This is a genomic window from Pseudomonas sp. MOIL14HWK12:I1 (genome assembly GCF_000510705.1).
Lineage (GTDB): Bacteria > Pseudomonadota > Gammaproteobacteria > Pseudomonadales > Pseudomonadaceae > Chryseomonas > Chryseomonas oryzihabitans.
The window spans coordinates 295,602-315,822 of record NZ_AZNY01000006.1 but is presented as its reverse complement, the minus strand read 5'-3'; the positions used below and the strand labels follow the sequence as shown (position 1 = coordinate 315,822).

At 68.7% G+C, this 20,221-nt stretch carries 20 protein-coding genes; 8 read left to right on the top strand and 12 right to left on the bottom strand.

Translation table 11 applies throughout. From position 1 onward, the window contains the following. Positions 1 to 81: 81 nt before the first annotated feature. Positions 82 to 954: an alpha/beta fold hydrolase gene (locus PSEK12I1_RS0105525; protein ID WP_027600911.1), complete on the bottom strand. Its 873-nt coding sequence runs from the start codon at positions 952 to 954 to the stop codon at positions 82 to 84. Positions 955 to 1,027: 73 nt separating this feature from the next. Between PSEK12I1_RS0105525 and PSEK12I1_RS0105520 the strand changes: the two genes are divergently transcribed. Both PSEK12I1_RS0105520 and PSEK12I1_RS24740 read left to right on the top strand, forming a co-directional pair. Continuing rightward, positions 1,028 to 1,591 (top strand): TetR/AcrR family transcriptional regulator, encoded by a 564-nt coding sequence (locus tag PSEK12I1_RS0105520; protein WP_027600910.1) that lies wholly within the window; start codon positions 1,028 to 1,030, stop codon positions 1,589 to 1,591. 60 nt (positions 1,592 to 1,651) lie between these two features. Continuing rightward, on the top strand, positions 1,652 to 1,789 hold the full coding sequence (locus tag PSEK12I1_RS24740; protein ID WP_169742428.1) for a hypothetical protein: 138 nt from the start codon (positions 1,652 to 1,654) through the stop codon (positions 1,787 to 1,789). A gap of 418 nt (positions 1,790 to 2,207) precedes the next feature. Here PSEK12I1_RS24740 and PSEK12I1_RS0105510 read toward each other — a convergent pair whose 3' ends face one another. The 5 genes from PSEK12I1_RS0105510 to PSEK12I1_RS0105490 form a co-directional block, all read right to left on the bottom strand. Further along, positions 2,208 to 2,984 (bottom strand): SDR family oxidoreductase, encoded by a 777-nt coding sequence (locus tag PSEK12I1_RS0105510; protein ID WP_027600909.1) that lies wholly within the window; start codon positions 2,982 to 2,984, stop codon positions 2,208 to 2,210. After that, positions 2,981 to 3,841 carry an amidohydrolase gene (locus tag PSEK12I1_RS0105505; RefSeq protein WP_027600908.1) on the bottom strand — a complete coding sequence of 287 codons (861 nt, stop codon included), beginning with the start codon at positions 3,839 to 3,841 and terminating at the stop codon, positions 2,981 to 2,983. Before PSEK12I1_RS0105505 ends, PSEK12I1_RS0105510 begins: the two co-directional genes overlap by 4 nt. Further along, positions 3,838 to 5,130, bottom strand: a complete 1,293-nt coding sequence (locus tag PSEK12I1_RS0105500) for an L-fuconate dehydratase (protein ID WP_027600109.1) — start codon at positions 5,128 to 5,130, stop codon at positions 3,838 to 3,840. Before PSEK12I1_RS0105500 ends, PSEK12I1_RS0105505 begins: the two co-directional genes overlap by 4 nt. Positions 5,131 to 5,237: 107 nt before the next feature. Next, the gene (locus PSEK12I1_RS0105495; protein ID WP_027600907.1) at positions 5,238 to 6,086 is read right to left on the bottom strand and encodes an ureidoglycolate lyase; all 849 of its coding nucleotides are present in this window, start codon (positions 6,084 to 6,086) and stop codon (positions 5,238 to 5,240) included. A gap of 43 nt (positions 6,087 to 6,129) precedes the next feature. After that, positions 6,130 to 6,870: an SDR family oxidoreductase gene (locus PSEK12I1_RS0105490; protein WP_027600111.1), complete on the bottom strand. Its 741-nt coding sequence runs from the start codon at positions 6,868 to 6,870 to the stop codon at positions 6,130 to 6,132. Between the two features lie 152 nt (positions 6,871 to 7,022). On the opposite strand from PSEK12I1_RS0105490, the gene PSEK12I1_RS0105485 reads away from it, so the two are divergent. After that, positions 7,023 to 7,787: a FadR/GntR family transcriptional regulator gene (locus tag PSEK12I1_RS0105485; RefSeq protein ID WP_027600906.1), complete on the top strand. Its 765-nt coding sequence runs from the start codon at positions 7,023 to 7,025 to the stop codon at positions 7,785 to 7,787. A 649-nt stretch (positions 7,788 to 8,436) separates the two neighbouring features. Next, entirely contained in the window at positions 8,437 to 9,267 is an 831-nt protein-coding gene (locus PSEK12I1_RS0105480; RefSeq protein ID WP_027600905.1) for a PhzF family phenazine biosynthesis protein, read from the top strand. Between the two features lie 7 nt (positions 9,268 to 9,274). Here PSEK12I1_RS0105480 and PSEK12I1_RS0105475 read toward each other — a convergent pair whose 3' ends face one another. Next, a complete protein-coding gene (locus PSEK12I1_RS0105475) occupies positions 9,275 to 11,092 on the bottom strand; it encodes an alkaline phosphatase family protein (protein WP_027600904.1) in 1,818 nt (605 codons plus the stop codon). A 132-nt stretch (positions 11,093 to 11,224) separates the two neighbouring features. Between PSEK12I1_RS0105475 and PSEK12I1_RS0105470 the strand changes: the two genes are divergently transcribed. Beyond that, the gene (locus tag PSEK12I1_RS0105470) at positions 11,225 to 12,007 is read left to right on the top strand and encodes an aldolase (protein WP_027600903.1); all 783 of its coding nucleotides are present in this window, start codon (positions 11,225 to 11,227) and stop codon (positions 12,005 to 12,007) included. 9 nt (positions 12,008 to 12,016) lie between these two features. On the opposite strand, the gene PSEK12I1_RS0105465 is transcribed toward PSEK12I1_RS0105470, so the two are convergent. The 3 genes from PSEK12I1_RS0105465 to PSEK12I1_RS0105455 form a co-directional block, all read right to left on the bottom strand. Further along, positions 12,017 to 12,298, bottom strand: coding sequence for a hypothetical protein (locus PSEK12I1_RS0105465; protein WP_027600902.1), 282 nt, complete (start codon positions 12,296 to 12,298; stop codon positions 12,017 to 12,019). 213 nt (positions 12,299 to 12,511) lie between these two features. After that, on the bottom strand, positions 12,512 to 12,646 hold the full coding sequence (locus PSEK12I1_RS24900; protein ID WP_256204021.1) for a hypothetical protein: 135 nt from the start codon (positions 12,644 to 12,646) through the stop codon (positions 12,512 to 12,514). Positions 12,647 to 12,672: 26 nt separating this feature from the next. After that, on the bottom strand, positions 12,673 to 14,760 hold the full coding sequence (locus PSEK12I1_RS0105455) for a PAS domain-containing protein (RefSeq protein WP_037006741.1): 2,088 nt from the start codon (positions 14,758 to 14,760) through the stop codon (positions 12,673 to 12,675). A 318-nt stretch (positions 14,761 to 15,078) separates the two neighbouring features. Between PSEK12I1_RS0105455 and PSEK12I1_RS0105450 the strand changes: the two genes are divergently transcribed. Both PSEK12I1_RS0105450 and PSEK12I1_RS23570 read left to right on the top strand, forming a co-directional pair. Continuing rightward, positions 15,079 to 16,440: an MFS transporter gene (locus tag PSEK12I1_RS0105450; RefSeq protein ID WP_027600118.1), complete on the top strand. Its 1,362-nt coding sequence runs from the start codon at positions 15,079 to 15,081 to the stop codon at positions 16,438 to 16,440. Between the two features lie 151 nt (positions 16,441 to 16,591). Beyond that, positions 16,592 to 17,656: a 2-isopropylmalate synthase gene (locus tag PSEK12I1_RS23570; protein ID WP_037006739.1), complete on the top strand. Its 1,065-nt coding sequence runs from the start codon at positions 16,592 to 16,594 to the stop codon at positions 17,654 to 17,656. Here PSEK12I1_RS23570 and PSEK12I1_RS23565 read toward each other — a convergent pair. Both PSEK12I1_RS23565 and PSEK12I1_RS0105435 read right to left on the bottom strand, forming a co-directional pair. Next, complete coding sequence (locus PSEK12I1_RS23565) at positions 17,619 to 18,425, bottom strand: helix-turn-helix transcriptional regulator (protein WP_051399085.1); 807 nt, start codon at positions 18,423 to 18,425, stop codon at positions 17,619 to 17,621. The genes PSEK12I1_RS23570 and PSEK12I1_RS23565 overlap by 38 nt on opposite strands. A 5-nt stretch (positions 18,426 to 18,430) precedes the next feature. Next, positions 18,431 to 18,925 (bottom strand): MarR family winged helix-turn-helix transcriptional regulator, encoded by a 495-nt coding sequence (locus PSEK12I1_RS0105435; RefSeq protein WP_027600119.1) that lies wholly within the window; start codon positions 18,923 to 18,925, stop codon positions 18,431 to 18,433. 78 nt (positions 18,926 to 19,003) lie between these two features. Between PSEK12I1_RS0105435 and PSEK12I1_RS0105430 the strand changes: the two genes are divergently transcribed. Continuing rightward, positions 19,004 to 20,218, top strand: coding sequence for an MFS transporter (locus PSEK12I1_RS0105430; protein ID WP_027600900.1), 1,215 nt, complete (start codon positions 19,004 to 19,006; stop codon positions 20,216 to 20,218). Positions 20,219 to 20,221: the final 3 nt, after the last annotated feature.

Genomic DNA, 20,221 nt, shown 5'->3' with positions numbered 1-20,221 from the left:
CTGACTTTAAGCGGTGCGGGCTGGCGATGTCGGCCCGTCCAGTCCTGGCCAAGAGCGCTAAGCCGTGCGCCCAGCCACTACTCAACCGGGGTTGGGCATCCGCGGCAGGGCGGCGAACCAGTCCAGGGCGCGATCCCACAGCGGCTGGGCGCTGGCGCGGAAATAGCCCATGTGGCCGATGGCGCCGCCGTGCTGGCGGGGGTCGAGGTCTTCGCGCTGGAGGTCGACGTTGCGATAGGCCTGCATGAAGGCATCGCGCGATTGCGGGGTGGCCCAGAGATCGTCCAGGGCGTTGACCGCGACGATGGGGGTGCGCACCGCGGCGTAGCCGGCTTCGATGCCCTGCATGGCCGGGTCGTCGAAGAAGTAGTGGGGATAGCTGCACCAGTGGCGCCACTGGCGATAGACGTCGCGCGGCAGGTCTTCGCCCAGGCCCAGGGCGCTCCAGGGGCAGTAGCCCTTCCACCAGGTCAGCACCGGCAGGACCAGTTTCCACATGGTCAGCACCTTGAGTCTTTCCAGCGGCGGCATATAGCCGTACCAGCCGGCGCTGGTGCCGAAGACATAGAAGCCGGCCACCTTGGCGTGGTTGGGCAGCAGGCCGAAGGCATGGCCGCCATAGGAGTGGCCGACCAGGTAGAGGGGGACGTCGCCCTGGGCCATGCTGTCCACGGCGGCGGCGAGGTCCTGGCGCGCCCAGTCCAGCAGGTCCATGCGAAAGCCCTTGAGCGAGGCCGGCGCCGAACGGCCGATGCCGCGGTAATCGAAGGTCAGGGTCTCGAAACCGCGGGCCCCGGCGTGCTGGGCGAAACGTCGATAGAAGCCTTGGGGCACGGCGGTGGCGCCGGCGACGATCAGCCGTCCCTGCAGCGGCCCCTGGGCGGGATAGCGACTGGTGCTGAGGCGATAACCGTCCGCGGTGATCAGCTCCTCGACGAGGGCGTCGCTGGGCATGGGGTGGTCCCTATGACAGTTGTTATAATGCCTGGACGGTAGATTATGACGACTGTCATAGCAAGGAGAATGGATGACCGAGCAGTCGACGGTACGGGAACGGGTGGTGGTGGCGGCTTCGGCCATGCTGGCGCAGCACGGCCTCAATGCCACCAGCATCCGCGAGACCATCAAGCGCGCCGAGGCGCCGCTGGGGTCCACCTATCATCACTTCCCCGGTGGCAAGCACCAGCTGGTGGTGGAGGCGGTGGAGCTGGCCGGCGCCCAGGTCAGTCGCGACCTGGAACGCCAGCTGCAGGCTGGGGCCCTGGCGGGAATCCAGGGCTTCTTGCGACTCTGGCGCGACATCCTGCTGGACTCGGACTTTCGCGTCGGCTGCCCGGTGATGGCGGTGGCGGTGGAAGAACCGGTGGACGAGATCGCCCAGCGCGAGCTGGACGCGGCGGCGGGCATCTATCGCCGCTGGGAGGCTCGGCTGCAGGTGGCGCTGGTCGAGCATGGTCATGCGCCGGAGGCGGCAGCGGGATTGGCCACGCTGCTGGTGGCGGCGGTGCAGGGGGTGATCCCGCTGTGCCGCGCCCAGCGCAGCATCGAACCCTTCGACCGGGTGGCCGAACGTCTGGTGGCGCTGGTCTAGGGGGAACGCCGCCGGGGCCGGCGGACTCCACCAAGGGTGCCTCTACGAGCGGAGTACCCCATGAATCCCGAACCCGCGGATGATAAGCAGACCCCCCACGACTACGACGAATACGGCGACGTGCCGGATTCGGCCAACACCACCACCACCGAAGAGCGCGAGGATCTGGACGACAGCCCGTTGAGCCCGAAGCGCTAGCGGTGCCTGCCGCGTGGACAAGGCTGCGCCGTTGTCCACCCTAGGGGAGCTCGCTCTCGCCAACCTACGGCGGATGGGTAGGGTGGAAACCACGTATGGATGATCCAACCGCTAACTCCGATACCGCCCCCTCTCCCCCGGGGAAAGGGCTGGGGTGAGGGTGGCCACAGCGGCAGGCCTGCACTCCAACGGCGGTTTTGGTGCCCGGCGCGTGGACAAGGCTGCGCCGTTGTCCACCCTACGGGAGCTCGCTCTCGCCAACCTACGGCGGATGGGTAGGGTGGAAAACCGCGCAGCGTTTTCCACGTATCGATGATCTCGGCTAACGCCAAACCCTGCCGCCATCACAATACCACCCCCTCTCCGTCNGGGAGAGGGCTGGGGTGAGGGCGCCTTCCTGCTCCTCCGCCTCATTCCCTCACGTCAACGCCCGATCCAGATGCAGATAGCCGCCATCCACGCTCAGCCATTGGCCGGTGGTATGGCTGGAGCGTGGCGAGAGCAGGAAGGCCACGGTGTCGGCGATCTCCTCCGGGGTGGTCATGCGGCGGCCGAGGGGGATGCGCGCGGTGATGGCGGCGAGTTTGGCGGCGGGGTCGGGAAAGCCCTGCAGCCAGCGTTCGTAGAGCGGGGTCATGACCTCGGCGGGGATCACCGCGTTGACGCGGATGCCGTCGTCCAGCAGCGAGGCGGCCCACTCGCGGGTCAGGGCCAGCACGCCGCCCTTGGCCGCGGTGTAGCCGCTGGTGTCGCCCTGGCCGGAGAGGGCGGTCTTGGAAGCGATGTTGACGATGGCGCCGGTGCTGGCGCGCAATGCCGGCAGGCAGAGATGCGCCAGGTGGTAGTAGTGCACCAGGTTGCGTTCCAGGGAGGCGACGAAGGCGGCGCGACCGGCGCTGAGACTGACGCCATCGTTGACTCCGGCGTTGTTGACCAGTCCATCGATGCGCCCATAGGCATCCTGCACGGCGGCCACGGTCCGCTCGCAGGCGGCTTCGTCGCACAGCTCCACGGTGAAGGCCCGAGCCCTGGGCTGCCGTTCGGCCAGTTGCGCGGCGAAGTCGGCTGCCAGCGGCTCGCGGGCGAGGATCACCGGGATGGCGGCCTCGGTCGCCAGGGCCAGGGAGATGGCGGCGCCGATGCCGGAGCCGCCGCCGCTGACCAGGAACACCTTGTCGGTCAGGTGCAGATTCATGCCACTGCCTCCCGTGGCTGGGTGCCCAGACCATAGAGCCGGGCCGCGTTGCCGCCAAAGACCGCGGCGCGCTCACCCGTCGTGAGCTCCAGCAATGCCTGCTCGGCCAGGTCGACCACCTCGGCGTAGCTGGCGGCCAGGGTGCAAACCGGCCAGTCGGAGCCGAACAGCAGGCGCTCCGGCCCGAAGGCCTCCAGGGCGATACGGGCATAGGGCAGCAACTGCTCCGCCTGCCAGCCCTGCCAGTCGGCCTCGGTGACCAGTCCGGACAGCTTGCAATGCACATGGGGCAGCCGCGCCAGGGGCGCCAGCAGCCGAGCGTAGTCGGCGGGCGCGACCCGGCCCGGTGGCTTGCCCAGGTGGTCCAGCACCAGCACGCCGTGGTCATGGCGGGCGGCGAAGGCGGTGGCGGCGGGCAGGGTCTCGGCGTGGATCAGCAGTTCATAGAGATAGCCATGCCGCTGCAGGGTGGCGACGCCCCGGTTGGCGGCGGCATCGGCCAGCCAGGCGCCTGGATCGGCCTCGTCCTGCACCGGATGGCGAAAGCCGCGCAGGTGACGACTGCCCTGGCGCCGTTCCAGGCGCGCCACCAGGTCGGCGGCGCGCAGATCGGTCCAGCCGACCACCGCCTGCACCCAGGGCGTCTGGGCGGCGAGGTCGAGCAGAAAGTCCGTCTCCTCTTCCAGGGTGCGCGCCTGGACGGCGATGCAACCGTCGAAGCCGGCCCGCTGCAGGTGCGGCTCCAGGTCGGCGGGCAGATGGTCCCGCTGCAGCCCGGGCATGCGCCCGTCGATCCAGGCGAATTCGGCCGGCCGATAGCGCCAGAAGTGCTGGTGGGCATCCAGGCGCGGGCTCATGACGGCTGCCCTCCGGCATGGCGATAGCGCGCCCGGGAGGCGGCCTTGATGGCGATGGAGAACCCTGGCGCCTGGGGCGCGAGATAGGCGGCGCCGCGCACCCGGCAGGGGTCCTCGAAGTGTTCGTGGAGGTGGTCGACGTATTCCACCACCCGGCCCTCATGGGTGCCGGCGACGCAGAGGTAGTCGATCATCGCCAGGTGCTGCACGTATTCGCAGAGGCCCACGCCGCCGGCATGGGGGCAGACCGGCAGGTCGTACTTGGCGGCCATCAGCTGCACCGCCAGCACCTCGTTGAGGCCGCCCAGGCGGCAAGCGTCGAGCTGCACCACGTCCAGGCCGCCGCGCATGATGAATTGCTTGAAGAGGATGCGGTTCTGGCACATCTCGCCGGTGGCCACCTTGACCGGTGCCACCGCCGCGCGGATGGCGCGATGGCCCTCCACGTCGTCGGGGCTGGTGGGTTCCTCGATGAACCAGGGCTGGGCGAAGGCCAGCTCGCGTACCCAGTCGATGGCCTCGCCGACTTCCCACACCTGGTTGGCGTCGATCATCAAATGGCGCTCGGGGCCGATCACCTCGCGGGCGATGCGCACCCGGCGGATGTCGTCGGCGAGATCGCGACCGACCTTGAGCTTGATGTGGGAGAAGCCGGCGTCGATGGCCTCCTGGCAGAGGCGGCGCAGCTTGTCGTCGGGATAGCCGAGCCAGCCGGCCGAGGTGGTGTAGCAGGGATAGCCCTCGGCTTCGAGGCGCTGCAGGCGCTCGGCCTTGCCCTCGGCGCGCTGGCGCAGCAGGGCCAGGGCTTCCTCGGGGGTGATGCAGTCGGTGAGATAGCGGAAGTCGATGCAGCGCACCAGTTCCTCGGGGCTCATCTCCGCCACCAGGCGCCACACCGGCTTGCCCACGGCGCGCGCCCAGAGGTCCCAGGCGGCGTTGACCACCGCGCCGGTGGCCAGGTGGATGGCACCCTTGTCCGGGCCGATCCAGCGCAGCTGGCTGTCGCCGGTGATGTGGCGCCAGAAACGGCCCGGGTCTTCCTGAATCCACTCCAGGGTCAGGCCTTGCACCCGCGGCTCCAGGGCGCGCAGGGCGGCGCAGCAGATCTCGTTGCCGCGGCCGATGGTGAAGGTGAGGCCGTGACCCTCCAGCCCCGGCTGGTCGGTCTGCAGGATGACGTAGGCGGCGGAGTAGTCCGGATCCGGATTCATGGCATCGGAGCCATCCAGCGCCTGGCTGGTGGGAAAGCGGATGTCTTCGATCTGCAGGCCGGTGATTGTTGTTGGCATGGCGCTGTCCTCGAGGGGTTTTCGCGGGCTGAGCGAACCCGGCCCCGTGCCCGCTCGATGAAAAGCGGGCGCGGGGGTTTGCTAGGTTTGGGTGGGGGTGGCTTGCCCTAGTCGGCGGCGATGGTGCGTTGGTGCTGCTCGCCCAGGCCCTGGATGCCCAGGCGCATTTCCTGGCCGGGCTTGAGGTACACCGATTGCGGCTTGACGCCCATGCCCACGCCCGGCGGGGTACCGGTGGAGATGACGTCGCCCGGTTGCAGGCTCATGCAGCGGCTGAGGTAGGCGATGATCTGGGCTACCGTGAAGATCATGGTGCGGGTGTTGCCGTTCTGGTAGCGGTGGCCGTCGACCTCCAGCCAGAGGTCGAGGTTCTGCGGATCGGTCACCTCGTCGGCGGTCACCAGCCAGGGGCCGAGCGGGCCGAAGGTGTCGAAGCCCTTGCCCTTGTCCCAGGTGCCGCCGCGTTCGAGTTGCCACTCGCGCTCGGAGACGTCGTTGACCACGCAATAGCCGGCCACGTGATCCAGGGCGTTGGCTTCGTCGATGTAGCGCCCGGCCTTGCCGATCACCACGCCCAGCTCCACTTCCCAGTCGGTCTTGGTCGAGTCGCGGGGGATCTGCACGGCGTCGTTGGGCCCGCAGATGGCGCTGGTCCACTTGTTGAACACCACCGGCTCCTTGGGTACGTCCAGGCCGGATTCGGCGGCGTGGTCGGCGTAGTTGAGGCCGATGCAGATGAACTTGCCGACCCGGCCCACGCAGGGGCCCAGGCGCGGGGTGCCGTCCACCAGTGGCAGGCTGTCCGGGTCCAGCTGACGCAGCCGGGCCAGGGATTCGGCGCCGAGCGCCTCGCCGGCGAGATCGGCCACCTGGCCGGAGAGATCGCGAAGCCGGCCCTGGGCATCCAGCAGACCGGGTTTTTCCTGGCCCTGGGGGCCGTAGCGCAAGAGTTTCATCGGAGCTCCTATGAGGGGAAAAGGGTGCGGACGAAAAACGGCGTCAGACGCTCCAGCCACCATCGATCACCTGGGCGGTCCCGGTGACGAAGGCGGCGGCGTCGGAGGCAAGATACAGGGCGAGGGCGGCGATCTCCTCCGGCCGACCCACGCGACCCATCGGCTGGCGGGCGGCGAAGGCGGCCTGCACCTCGGCTTCGCTGCGGCCTTCGCGGGCGGCCTGGTCGGCGATGCGCTGGTGCAGCGAGGGGGAATCCACGGTGCCGGGGCAGATGGCGTTGCAGCGGATGCCCTGGCCGACATAGTCGGCGGCCACCGACTTGGTCAGGCCGATCACCGCCGCCTTGCTGGCGCCATAGGCGCAGCGATTGGCCACGCCCTTGAGGCTGGAGGCGATCGAGGCCATGTTGATGATGCAGCCGCCGCCTTGGGCCAGCATGCCGGGCAGTACGGCGCGGATCATGCGGTACATGGCGGTGGCGTTGAGTTCGAAGGAGAAGCGCCAGGCGTCTTCGTCGCAGTCGAGGATGCTGCCGGCGTGGACGTAGCCGGCGCAGTTGAACAGGACGTCCAGGCTGCCCAGGTCGGCGACCAGGGCGGTAACCGCCGCCGCATCGGTGACGTCCAGCACCCGGGTGTGCAGCCCTTCGAGGCTGTCCAGGGCGGCGGCATTGATGTCGGTGGCGATGACCTCGGCACCGGCGCGATGGAAGGCGAGGGCGGTGGCCCGGCCGATCCCCTGGCCGGCGGCGGTGACCAGGACGCGTTTGCCTGCATGACTCATGCGGGAGACCTCTTGGCTGATTATTGTTGTGAGTCGCCTGACCGCCAGCGGTCAATGGTCAGGCCATTGGTCCTATTGTTTAGACCCTGCTAGGCTCTCAGGCAAGGATTTTTTCGCGGCAGAATGCGCGACCTGCATGAGACGAGACCGCCATGCCCCTTCAGGTGATTGAAAAACCACGGCTTTACCGGCAGATCGCCGACCAGCTGCGCGCCCTCATCGACGGCGGCGAATATCCGCAGGGCAGTTGCCTGCCCGCCGAGCGCGAATTGGCCAAGCAGCTGGGGGTGAGTCGTGCCTCGGTACGCGAGGCGTTGATCGCCCTGGAGGTGATCGGCCTGGTGGACGTGCGCGTCGGCGACGGCGTGCGGGTCTGCGCGCCCAGCGCCCCGCCGCCGCCGGACACCCCGGTGCTGGAGCTGGCCGGGCGCGGCCAGTGGGCGGAGATGGATCCGGAGCTGAGCCTGGCGCTGGACCTGGACGCCGAGATCCCGCCCTTCGCCCTGCTGCAGGCGCGCCGCCTGGTGGAGCCGGAGGCCGCCGCCCTGGCCGCAAGGCATGCCAGCGCGAGCGAACTGGCCGGCATCCGCGCGGCCTATGGGCGCAACGTCGAGGACAATCGCCTGGGCTCGACCACCCATCCCGGCGACCGGCTGTTCCATATCCGCATCGCCCAGGCCAGCGGCAATCCGGCCTATGCGCTGCTGCTACGCCATCTGCTCGGCCATCGCTACGGCAGCATGTTCCAGCTGCTGCAGCGCCGCTACACCCCCGAAGACATGCCCGACCGCTCCCAGCAGGAGCACCTGGCCATCCTCGAAGCCCTGGAAGCCCACGATCCCGAAGCCGCCCGCCAGGCCATGGCCACGCATCTGGACGCGGTGACCCGCATCTTCGCGCGGCCGGCGGTGGAGTGAGGAGGCGGAGGTGCCTCGGCTTTTCCCCCTCTCCCTCTGGGAGAGGGTTGGGGTGAGGGTGGCTAGTGCCCATTGGGCTTCGCTGCGCTCAGTGCCAACCTACGGGTGAGCGATGATTCGTGGACAAGGCTGTGCCGTTGTCCACGCTACGGCACGGCGCTACCCCTCCGCGCGGAACCGCCCCCTCTCCCTTGGGGAGAGGGCTGGGGTGAGGGGGGACGTTGGGCTTCGCTGCGCTCAGTGCCAACCTACGGGTGAGCGATGATTCGTGGACAAGGCTGCGCCGTTGTCCACGCTACGCAGGGCGCTGACCCCACGCGGNTGGGGTGAGGGTGGCTAGTGCCCATTGGCCTTCGCTGCGCTCAGTGCCAACCTACGGGTGAGCGATGATTCGTGGACAAGGCTGCGCCGTTGTCCGCGCTACGCAGGGCGCTGACCCCGCGCGGAACCGTCCCCTCTCCCTTGGGGAGAGGGTTGGGGTGAGGGCAAACCCCGCGACGATGCCGTAGGGTGGAAAACCGCGCAGCGTTTTCCACGCGAATCCCGCGCGCAACGCCCGTCTGTACGGCCATTTAGCGACCCGGCTGTGGCTGGCCCCACCGGCGCCCGACCGCGGACAATCGGCGCTTTGCCCAAGGAGTCCGCCGCCATGTCCCTCGTCTTTCATCAGGTCGATGTCTTCGCCCAGCGCCCCCTGGAGGGCAATGCCCTGGCGGTGGTCTGCGGCGCCGATGCGCTGTCCACCGAGCAGATGGCCGCCCTGGCGCGCTGGACCAATCTGTCGGAAACCACCTTCCTGCTGCAGCCCACCGATCCGGCGGCGGACTACCGGGTGCGCATCTTCACCCCGCAGCGCGAGTTGCCCTTCGCCGGCCATCCGACCCTGGGCAGCTGCCATGTCTGGTTGCGTGAAGGCGGGCGGCCCAAGGACGGCGAAGTGATCCAGGAATGCGGCGCCGGCCTGGTGCCGATCCGCGCCGCCGGAGAGGAGCTGGCCTTTGCCGCGCCGCCGCTGGTGCGAGGCGGTGCGGTGGAGCCCGAGATACTGGCGCGCATCGCCCGGGGCACCGGCCTGGCGCCTGAGCGCATCCAGGCCAGCCAGTGGGCGGACAACGGCCCCGGCTGGGTGGCGGTGCTGCTGGAGAGTCGTGAGGAATTGCTGGAGCTCCGCCCGGACTATGCCGCCCTGGAAGGCCTCAACGTCGGCCTGATCGCCCCCTGGACGGGCAGCGCCGCCGAGGCGCAATTCGAGGTGCGCGCCCTGATGGGCGAGGAATACGCCGAAGACCCCGTCACCGGCAGCCTCAACGCCAGCCTGGCGCAGTGGCTGATCCCGGCGGGCCTGGCGCCGGAGCGCTATCTGGCCAGCCAGGGCACGGTTCTCGGCCGGCGCGGCCGGGTGCGGGTAGCCCGCATCGCCGGCCAGATCTGGGTGGGTGGCGCGGTGCAGGACTGCATCCGCGGCACCCTCAGCCTCTAGGCGCGGATCACAGCCCGACCGAGCGACCCTTGAAGCCGGCGGCATCGAAGTAGCGGGTGTCGCCGACGTTCTGGGTCTTGAGTTCGGTGACCAGCCCGCCCGCCGCCGGTGCCGAGCGCTGCACCCGGTGGCTGGCCTTGACCGGCTTGCCGCCTTCCAGGCTCTCGCCGATCACCCGGCCGACCAGTTGACCCTTGGCCGGGATCTCCAGGTGCAGCAGGTGCGCCAGGGTCTGGCCGACGTCGGCGTTGCTGACCGGACTCAGGTCGACGAAGCCCTTGCGGAAGTCCGGGCCGATGGCCGCCATGAAGTTGTGGGTGTCGCCGCGGCTGAAGCTGCCGTGCATGCCCTGGCCCTGCTGCAGCCCGGTGTCGGCCACCTCGACGGCGCAGACGTCGGGTTTGCCGCAACCGCTGTCATAGGAGCGGAAGTTGACCACGATGGCCGGGTAGGGGGTGAGCGCCGAGCCCTTGAGGTTGATCGCCGAGAGCGGCAGGGTGCCGGGGATCTTGCCCAGGTCGTCGTCGACGAACAGGCCGCTGACGTAATCCTGCTTGAGCAGCGCCGCGACCACCTTGGGCGCCAGCGTCTTGGCATCGCCCTGCGGCAGATAGACCAGGTCCGAGCCGCCGTTGGCCGCCACCACCACTTCCGGCTTGGCCGCGTCCGGGCCGATCAGGCCATTGGCCTTGCTCGGGTGCTGACCCTGGTCCATCGCCACCGCGGCGCCCTTGGCGTCCGGATCGAGCAGCGGCAATTTCAGCGCGGCGGCGAGATCCAGGGCGAGGAAGCCGGGCGGCAGCTGCCCCTTGGGCACGTCGGGGTAGCTGGCCTTGGCCGCCGGACTGGTCTTGCTCTCCTTGGAGATGGTGGAGAAGCCATGGTCGGCGCTGACGAAGATGTCGGTGTTGCCGTCCAGGCCCAGCTCCTTGAGCCGGGCGCGCAGGGCGCCGAGGTTGGCGTCGACGTTGCGGATGGCGGCCAGGCTGGTGGGGCCGTTGATGCCCGGGGTGACCTTGCCCAGGCTGTCGCCCTGGTTGTGCTGGGTGCCGTCGGGGTCGCGCGACCAGAACACCAGCACGAAGGGCTTGCCGCTCGCCTTGAAGCGCGGCAGCAGCACCTGGTTGGTGACGTCGAGGAAGTAGCGCTGCTGCTCGACGTTGGCGCTCAGGGTGCCGGGCGTGGTGGCGTTGCCGGCCTTGCCGTTGGCGCCCCGGCTCGGGGCTTCCAGCGGCAGACCGGCCTGTTTCAGGGCGTCCTGCATGGCCGCGCTCAGGGGAATGCCGGTGGGGTGACCGGTGGAGTCGTCGACGATCACCGTCTTTTCGCCGTCGCGGGCGGTCACGTCCTGGATGGCCACCGGGCCGAGCTTGCCGACGGCGGCGGTGGACAGGCCCGCCTGGCGCGCGGCGGCCAGCAGGGTTTCCTCGTCCAGGTAGTTGCCGGCGAAATGCTCGTCGACGTCGCCCAGCACCTCGTCGTTTTCCAGGAAGGGCGTGACGCTGTTGTTGGCGCCCGGCACCGGGAAGCCGGTGTAGATGGTGTTACCGAAATCCCCGGTATCGCCCAGGTAGTGCCCGGTGGCCATGGCCGAGGCATTGGGCGTGGTGAAGGTCGGGAACAGCGAGTGGCTGTTCTGGAAATTCACGCCCTCGCGGCGCAACTGGGCCAGATTCGGCGCGGTCTGGGCGTCGACGATGTTGGCGCGCAGGCCATCGGGGATGAAAAGGATGACGTTGCGCGCCGGCTCCGCAGCCATGACGGCCGAACTGGCGAGAAGGGCGAGGCTGCAGGTACGGGCGAGACGAGTGGGAAGGAAGGCCATGGAAAACTCTCTGCATGGAGGAAAGATGGCAGAGATGTAACAAGAGATTGCTGCAATTTTATGATGACAGCGCCATGACAGGGGGCGGCATCCTTTGTGCAGCACTCCGGCCTCTTTCCAAGGAGCACCCCTATGGCCCACGCCTTCGCGAGTACCACCGCCGCTGCCCGTCACCTCGATCTGGACACCCCGGCCATCCGCCAGGCCCGCATCGATCTCGCCGCCTGCTTCCGCATGGCTGCCCGCCTGGGCCTGGGCGAGGGGATCTGCAATCACTTCTCCTTCGTGGTGCCCGGCCACGACGAGCTGTTCCTGGTCAATCCCTATGGCCTGGCCTTCGCCGAGGTCACCGCATCCTCGCTGCTGATCTGCGACTTCGCCGGTGGCGTGGTCATGGGCGAGGGCGCCCCCGAGGCCACCGCCTTCCATATCCACGCCCAGCTGCACCGCCTCAATCCGGGGGCACGGGCCGCCTTCCATACCCACATGCCCAATGCCACGGCGCTCTGTCTGCTGGAGGGCGAGCCCTTCGTCTGGGCCGGGCAGACCGCGCTGAAATTCTATGACCGCCTGCGCGTGGACGAGGACTACAACGGCCTGGCGCTGGACGCCACGGAAGGCGAACGCATCGCCCGGGCGGCGGGGGACGCGGCGGTGGTCATGCTGAAGAATCACGGACCCCTGGTGCTGGGGCCAAGCATCGCCGAGGCCTGGGACGACCTCTACTACCTGGAGCGCGCCGCCGAGGTGCAACTCAAGGCCATGGCCAGCGGTCGGCCGCTGAAGCCGGTGGCACCGGCCATCGCGCACGCCGCCTGCCAGCAGATGCTGCAGGGCAACGCCGACAGCGCGCGGCTGCACCTGGACAGCGTGAAGCGCCAGCTGCTGCGGCTGGAGCCGGATTACCGGGACTGAGCGGGGCGGTCAGCCGCCGTGGCTGCGGCGCTGGGACACGGCCTGCACCTGCGGAGCGGACAGCTCCAGTGCGGCGGCCGCGACCACGGGCAGCTGGGCATCCAGCTGCTCGACCAGGCGCTCGCGCAACTGGCGCTTGAGCGCGCGACTCATGTCGAGCTGGCCATGATGATCCAGGGCCAGAAAGCCCTGCTGGAGGATCTCGATGGACAGGGACGGGACCTCGGCGCCCAGCGGGCAGACATCGAAGGCAAGCGACTGAGCGTGGGCTGACGGCATCCTGGTGATCATGGCTGTCCCTCCTGGACCAGAGCCCCATCATGCCAGGCCCGGCGGAGAGCGCTGGAGTGGCAAAACGCGGACCCGTGGACTGTTGCGCATTTTGTCGGCGCGAAAAAAAGCCCGGGATCCTCCCGGGCTAAAAGCGCAGATGTCAGCTTCTACGATGCCTTTCGGCATGGAAGAGAGCTTGCCACCGCCCGGCTTATGGCTGGCTTAACGTCGCTAGCGGATCAGCGAGGCCAGCAGGGCCATGCAGGCGATGGCGGTAAAGATCAGCAGGAGGTGCAGCAGGGAGAGCTTGTCCATGAGCGAGGGCACGGGTAGCGACGCGGAGGGCCGATGATAGCAAAGAGACATCACGGCACGCCTGACCTGCTCGCGACTCAGGCCCTTTGTAGCATCGCCTGGATCCGCCGCTCCAGCGTATCCAGGGTGAAGGGCTTGGTCAGCACCCGCATGCCGGTTTCGAGATGGGCGTCGTCGATGACCTGGCTTTCCGCATAACCGGTGATGAACAGCACTGGCAGCTCCGGTCGCAGTCCGCGCAGGGCGTCGGCCAGCTGGCGGCCGTTGAGGGCGCCGGGCAGGCCGACATCGGTGATCAGCAGGTCCAGCGGGGTATCGGGCGAGAGCAGGGCCAGAGCGGTGGCGGCATCGGCCGCCTCCAGTACCCGGTAGCCCTGGGCGAGCATGACTTCCACCAGCAGCGTACGGATGGTGGGTTCGTCGTCGACCACCAGGATGGTCTCGCCGTGGCCTGGGGCGTGAGGCTCCGGTTCGGCCGGCAAGGCGCTGTCGGCCAGCGGCGCCAGGTGATGACGCGGCAGATAGAGGTGTACCCAGGTACCGGCGCCGGGCGCGGAGTCGATGCGGATCTCGCCACCCGACTGCAGTACGAAGCCATGCACCATGGACAGTCCCAGGCCGGTGCCCTGGCCAATGGGCTTGGTGGTGAAGAAGGGATCGAATACCCGGGCGAGGACCTCGTCGCTCATGCCGCTCCCGGTATCGCCCACGCTCAGGCGCACGAAGTCGCCCACGGGCAGGGCCTGGCGCTCGGCCTGGGTCGCGTCCAGGCGCTCGTTGCTCAGGACGATACGGATGCGCCCGCCGTCGGGCATGGCGTCGCGGGCGTTTAGGCAGAGGTTGAGCAGGGCGTTTTCCAGCTGCAGGCCGTCGATGTGGGTCAGCCAGAGCCGGGGATCGGCTTCGCGCTCCAGGGCGATCTGCGGACCTATGCTGCGCTGGATCAGGTCTTCCAGGCCGATGACCAGTTGCTCCAGCGCCACCGGTTGCGGATCCAGGGTCTGGCGCCGGGAAAAGGCCAGCAGCCGGTGGGTCAGGGCGGCGGCGCGCTGGGCGGCGCTGCGGGCGGTGCCGGTGTAGCGCTCGAGGTCCTGCAGCCGGCCCTGGCGCAGGCGCAGGTCGAGCATCTCCAGCGAGCCGAGGATGCCGGTCAGCAGGTTGTTGAAGTCATGGGCGATGCCGCCGGTGAGCTGGCCGACGGCCTCCATCTTCTGCGACTGGCGCAGGGCTTCTTCCATCAGCCGGATGCGCTCCTGCTCGTTGAGGCGCTCGGTGACGTCGTAGGCGAACTGATAGGCGCCGATGCGCTGGCCGTCGGCATCGAGCAGCGGGCTGAATTGCAGTTCGTAGTGGCGCTGCAGCGGTGCCTCACCGACCGAGACGATCTCGTTGAAGGCTTCGCCGGTAAAGGCGCGCTGCCACTGCGCGGACAGCCGTTCGCTGATCTCCGGGCGACTGTCCAGGGCCGAGCGGTAGGATGCCCCCAACTGCGGGCGGACGCCAAAGACCTGTTCGAAGAGATCGGCGCCGGAGCCATTGACCGCCAGCCAGCGGAAATCGAAGTCCAGTACATGGATCATTGCACTGGCGGCGTCCACCACCTTGGCCAGGATGCGGTTGGCGGCCAGCGCCGCCTGCACCCGTTCTTCGAGGGTTTCGTTGAGTTGCCGCAGGGCGATTTCGGCGCGCTTGCGCGCGGTGATGTCCTGGAACAGCACCGCGACCTGGCGGCGGCTGGCCGGCTCGATGCGAAAGGCGGCCAGCTCCAGGTAGCGCCCGGTGGCCACCAGTTCCTGCTCGAAGCGGATGGCTTCGCCGGTGCGCAGCACGTGCCCATAGCGGTCGAGCCAGGCCTGAGCCTCGTCGCCGACCATGTCGCGCAGCTTCTGGCCCACCACATTGGGTATACCGGCATGGGCCGCATAGGCCGGATTGGCCTCGATGTGGATGTAGTCGCTCAAGGGGCCGTGGGGCCCGTCGAGGAATTCGATGATGCAGAAGCCCTCGTCCATGGCGTTGAACAGGAACTGGTAGCGTTCGCTGGTCAGGGTCGCGCTGTTTTCCGCAGGCACGGCGCGGGCATCGAGCTGCTGGCGCAGCTGCTGATTGCGTTGCTCCAGCTCGGCAAGGCGCGCCAGCAGGGAAGGGATGTCGGCGACAGGCACGGCAGGCTCGGCGAGAAGAGATGAGACGACGGCTTCGCCTCAAAGACCGGCATTAGACGGCTTGGGGCGAAAAAGTGCCGGGCGCGTCACAGATTCTTTAAGGTAGGGTTCAGGGGCCGGTCAGAGAGGCTGAGGTGAGCGCGAAGACTGACTTGGGTGGCCAGGGACTAGCTACTTGAGAGATGTCTGACCACTCTGCTTTAGGTGGATTGACACCTGTCAAAGTCACTCATACGATGTCGTATGAATATCTGGTAACAGCTTTCCAACGACCCCGGTTCACACCGGTCAATAACAACAAGTCAGGAAGCCTATTCGATGACTATCCAGGTCACTCCCGAGACGGAGTCCGCCCTGCGGCCGCAGGACACGCCCGTCGCCGCTACCCCGCAAGTCTCCCGCTTCACCCGCTACCGCTGGCTGATCTGCGCCCTGCTGTTCATCGCCATCGGCATCAACTACATCGACCGCCAGATGATCGGCATCCTCAAGCCCACGCTGCAGGCGGACCTGGGCTGGACGGAGACCGACTACGCCAAGATCGTGTTCTGGTTCCAGTGCGCCTACGCCATCGGCTTCCTGACCTTTGGCCGCATCATCGACAAGGTCGGGGTGCGCATCGGCTACGCCCTGGCCTTCACCATCTGGACCATCGCCAGCATCGGTCACGGCATCGCCCATACCGTCACTCACTTCGTGCTGGTGCGCTTCACCCTCGGCTTCGGCGAGTCCGGCAGCTTTCCGGCCAGCCTCAAGGCGGTCTCGGAATGGTTTCCGCAAAAGGAACGCGCCCAGGCCACCGGGCTGTTCAACGCCGGCACCGCCATGGGCCCTATCATCACACCTTTGCTGGTGCCGGCCATCACCCTGGCCTGGGGCTGGCGCGCGGCCTTCATCTCCATCGGTCTGGTCACCGCCCTGTGGCTGATCGCCTGGCTGCTGATCTATCGCCGCCCCCACGAACACCCCAAGGTGAGTCGCGAAGAGCTGGCCTACATCCAGGCCGACGATGGCTCCCCGGTATCGGCCAAGCCGGCCGTCGCGGCCAAGATCTCCTGGTTCAAGCTGCTGACCTTCCGCGAGACCTGGGCCTATGCCGCCGGCAAGTTCCTCACCGATCCGATCTGGTGGCTGTACCTGTTCTGGCTGCCGGACTTCCTTGGCAAGACCTACGGCCTGAATCTGAAATCCTTCGGTCCGCCGCTGATCGCCATCTATATCCTGGCCGACATCGGCTCGGTGATGGGCGGCTGGGGCTCCTCCAAGCAGATGAAGCTCGGCCGCAGCGCCAACCTGGCGCGCAAGACCACCATGCTGCTCTGCGCCCTGGCGGTCGTGCCCATCGTCACCGCCCAGTTCGTCTCCAGCCTGTGGCTGGTGGTGGGCATCATCGGTCTCGCCGCCGCGGCCCACCAGGCCTGGTCGGCCAACCTGATGACCCTGCCGTCGGACCTCTTCCCCAAGGAAGCCGTGGCCTCGGTGATCGGCATCGGCGGTACCGCCGGCGCCATCGGCGGCATGCTGATGACCACCTACAACGGCTACATCCTGGAGATCTTCAAGTCCTACCAGCCGATCTTCATCGTCGCCGGCAGTGCCTACCTGGTGGCCATCGTGGTCATCCATGTGCTCACGCCGCGGCTCAAGCCGGTACCGCTGGAGCGCATCTCGGTGGGCTGACCGCGGGTCGCTGACAAGCAAGCCGCCGGGTCATCCCCGGCGGCTTTTTGCATGCCGCGGGCTGTCCGGATCGCGCAGGGGGCTGTCCTGCTCGCGAGCGCAGCGGACCGGCGGGGCGCTCAGACTCGGGGACCCAGTCCTGGAGTCCCCCATGCTCAAGCAACCCCAGACCAAGTACCGCGCCTTTGCCGCGCCCCCGTTGCCCGACCGCCAATGGCCGGGCCGCCAGCTGACCCAGGCACCGCGCTGGTGCTCCACCGACCTGCGCGATGGCAACCAGGCCCTGATCGAGCCCATGGGGCTGGAGCGCAAGCGGCGCTTCTTCGCCCTGTTGCTGGCGATCGGCTACCGGGAAATCGAGGTGGCCTTTCCGGCGGCGTCCCAGACCGATTTCGATTTCGTGCGTGAACTGGTCACCGCGGACGGACTGCCGGACGATCTCTGGCTGCAGGTGATGACGCCGGCGCGCAGCGAGCTGATCGAGCGCACCTTCGCGGCCCTGGTTGGGGCGCCCCGCGCCATCGTGCACCTCTACAACGCCACCGCGCCGCTGTTTCGCCGGGTGGTGTTCGACCAGGATCGCGCCGCTACCCTGGCCATGGCGGTGGCCGGTACCCAGCGCGTGCGCGCCCTGTGCGACGCCCAGCCGGAGACGGCCTGGACCTATCAGTATTCGCCCGAGACCTTCTGCTTCACCGAAGCCGACTTCGCCCTGGAGATCTGCCAGGCGGTGCGCGAGGCCTGGCAGCCCTCGGCGGAGCGCCCGTTGATCCTCAATCTGCCGGCGACGGTGGAAGTGGCCACGCCCAATGTCTATGCCGACCAGATCGAGGGCTTCATCCGCGGCCTGGGTCCGGCGCCCCATGTGACCATCAGCGTCCATCCGCACAACGACCGTGGCACTGGCGTCGCCTGCGCCGAACTGGCCCAGCTGGCCGGGGCCACGCGGGTGGAGGGCTGTCTGTTCGGCAACGGCGAACGCACCGGCAACGTCGATCTGGTGACCCTGGCGCTGAATCTCTACAGCCAGGGCATCACGCCGGGCATCGACTTCCCCCGCCTGGAAGAGGTGGCCAGCGTGGTGGAGGCCTGCAACCAGCTGACCATCCATCCGCGCCATCCCTATGGCGGTCGCCTGGCCCTGGCCGCCTACCCAGCGCAGGCCGCGCCGCTGGGGATCATAGATCCGGCCGATCTGGGCCGGGTGGCGGGCTAGGGACGGGGGGCAACTCCGTCTGGCCGCGATAGGCGGAAGGGGACACCCCCAGCACCTGGCGGAAGCGGGTGGCGAAGGCACTGGGGCTGGCATAGCCGTGGTCCAGGGCGACGTCGACGATGGCGTGGCCGGCGGCCAGGGAGGTCAGGCTGGAATCCAGCCGCGCCCGCTGCAGCCACTGGCCGAAGGTCAGGCCGGTTTCCTTGAGGAACAGCCGGCTCAGGGTGCGCTCGCTGACCGCCAGCCGCGCGGCGGCGCGGGTCAGCGTCCAGCGCTCGCCCGGGTGCTGGCGCAGGTGGCGGCAGAGTGCGGCGAGGGTGGCATCCACCGGCCAGGGCAGGTGCAGGCCGGCGGTGGGCGAGCCCTGCAACTCGTCGAGCATAAGCTGCAGGATATAGCGGGCACGCCCCTCGGCCGGTCGATCGGCAGGCAGGGGCAGGGCGGCCAGGATGAGTTCGCGCAGGAGCGGCGAGACGGCGATCAGCTGGCAGCGCGTCGGCAACTCGGCGCGCGCCTGGGGATCGACGAACAGGGTGCGCACCTCGACCCGGCCCAGCAGGTGCAGATCGTGCTCTTCGTCAGCGGGCACCCAGACGCCGCGCCCGGGCGGCACCACCCAGCGCCCCTGGGCGGTGTTGACGATGACGATGCCGCAGAGGGCATGGATCAGCTGTGCCTGGCGATGGCGATGGGGCGGCACCTGCTCGCCATGGGCATAGTCCTGGGCCACGGCGTGGAGGCCATTGCACGAGCTGAAGTCGAGGTACATGGCCGTCAGGACGGCGCGCGGCCGGCCAGCCACTTGCCCAGCAGGGCATCCAGCTGCCGCTGCTCGGCCTCGCTGAGGGTGGCCAGGGCGCGGCGTTCGTTGTCGACGTGGGCGGCCATCAGGCCGTCGATCAGGGCGAAGCCGTCCGTGGTGAGGGCCACCAGGGTGCTGCGGCGATCCTCGGGATTCTTGCGCCGCTCGATCAGCCCGGCGCGCTCCAGGCGGTCGAGGCGATTGGTCATGCCGCCCGAGGAGATCATGGCCGATTCATAGAGGACGGTCGGACTCAGGGCATAGGGCTCGCCGGCGCGCCTCAGGGTGGCCAGGACGTCGAATTCGCCATAGTGCAGCCGGTGTTCGTCGAAGAAGGGCTGCAGGACATCGCGAGTGAGCACCTGGGCCATCTCGCCCAGGCGACCGACCAGGCGCATGGGCAGGGCATCCAGGTCGGGGCGCTCGCGGTGCCACTGGTCCACGGCGAATTCGGCGCGATCGGCCATTGGCTTACCTCAGGAATATATCTTGATGTTAAGATACTTCTCATCAAGAGAAATATCGCGTCACTCCGGAGATTGTCCATGCTTTCCGCGTCACCTTCATCCCCGAACACGCCGGCACCGCGCCAGGATGCCTTCCTGGCCGTCTTGCTGGTGCTGCTGGTCGGCGTGAACCTCAGACCCATCCTGGCGGCCATCGGTCCGCTGCTGGATGGCATCCAGGCGGCCACCGGTCTGGAGGGCAGCGGCGCCGGGGCGCTGACCACCCTGCCCATCGCTGCCATGGGCCTCTGCGCCCTGGGCGGCGCCCGTCTGCAGGCCTGGCTCGGCGAACGCCGTGGCATCGCCCTCGGCCTGCTGCTGCTGGCCCTGGCCAATGCCCGGCGCTGGGAAGAGCCGAGCGGCCTGGGGCTGATCCTCACCGCCGGGCTGGGCGGCGTCGGCATCGCCCTGGTCCAGGCGCTGATCCCCGCCTATATCCGCCGCTGCCATCCGCAGCGCACCAGTACCCTCATGGGCCTCTACACCACCGGCATCATGGGCGGCGCGGCCGTGGCGGCGGCCACCGCCGCGCCCCTGGCCGAGCAGTGGGGCTGGGCCCAGGGCCTGGCGCTCTGGACCCTGCCGGTGCTGCTGGCGCTCGGCACCTGGCTGGCCCTGGCCCGCCCGGATGCGCCGGCGCAGGACGCGGCACCCCGCGCGCAACCCTGGCGGCAGCGCCAGGCCTGGCTGCTGCTGGCCTTTTTCGGCATCGGGACCGCGGCCTACACCCTGGTGCTGGCCTGGCTGCCGCCGTACTACACCGGCCTCGGCTGGCAACCGGCTGACAGCGGCCTGCTGCTGGGCGGGGTGAGTCTCGCCGAGGTCAGCGCCGGTCTCCTGCTGTCGGCGACCATCGCCCGCCTGCGCAATCGCCGGCCACTGGTGCTGGGGGTGCTCGGCGTGGTTCTGGTGGGGCTGCTGTGCCTGGCGCTGGCGCCGCTGCCCCTGGCGGTGCCCACCGCCATCCTGCTCGGCCTGGGCATCGGCGCGCTGTTTCCGCTGTCGCTGATCCTGGCGATGGACAAGGTGCGCGATCCCACCGACGCCGGCGCGCTGCTCGGTTTCGTCCAGGGCGGTGGCTACCTGATCGCCAGCCTGGCGCCGCTGGCCGCCGGCATCCTGCGCGACCATCTGGACAGCCTGGCCAACGCCTGGCTGCTGATGGCGGTCGGCGTGGTGCTGCTGATGGGCCTCGGCCTGCGCCTGACCCGCCCGGAGCGCCCGGTGGTGGCGCGCGGCTACCAGCGGGCCTAGCTG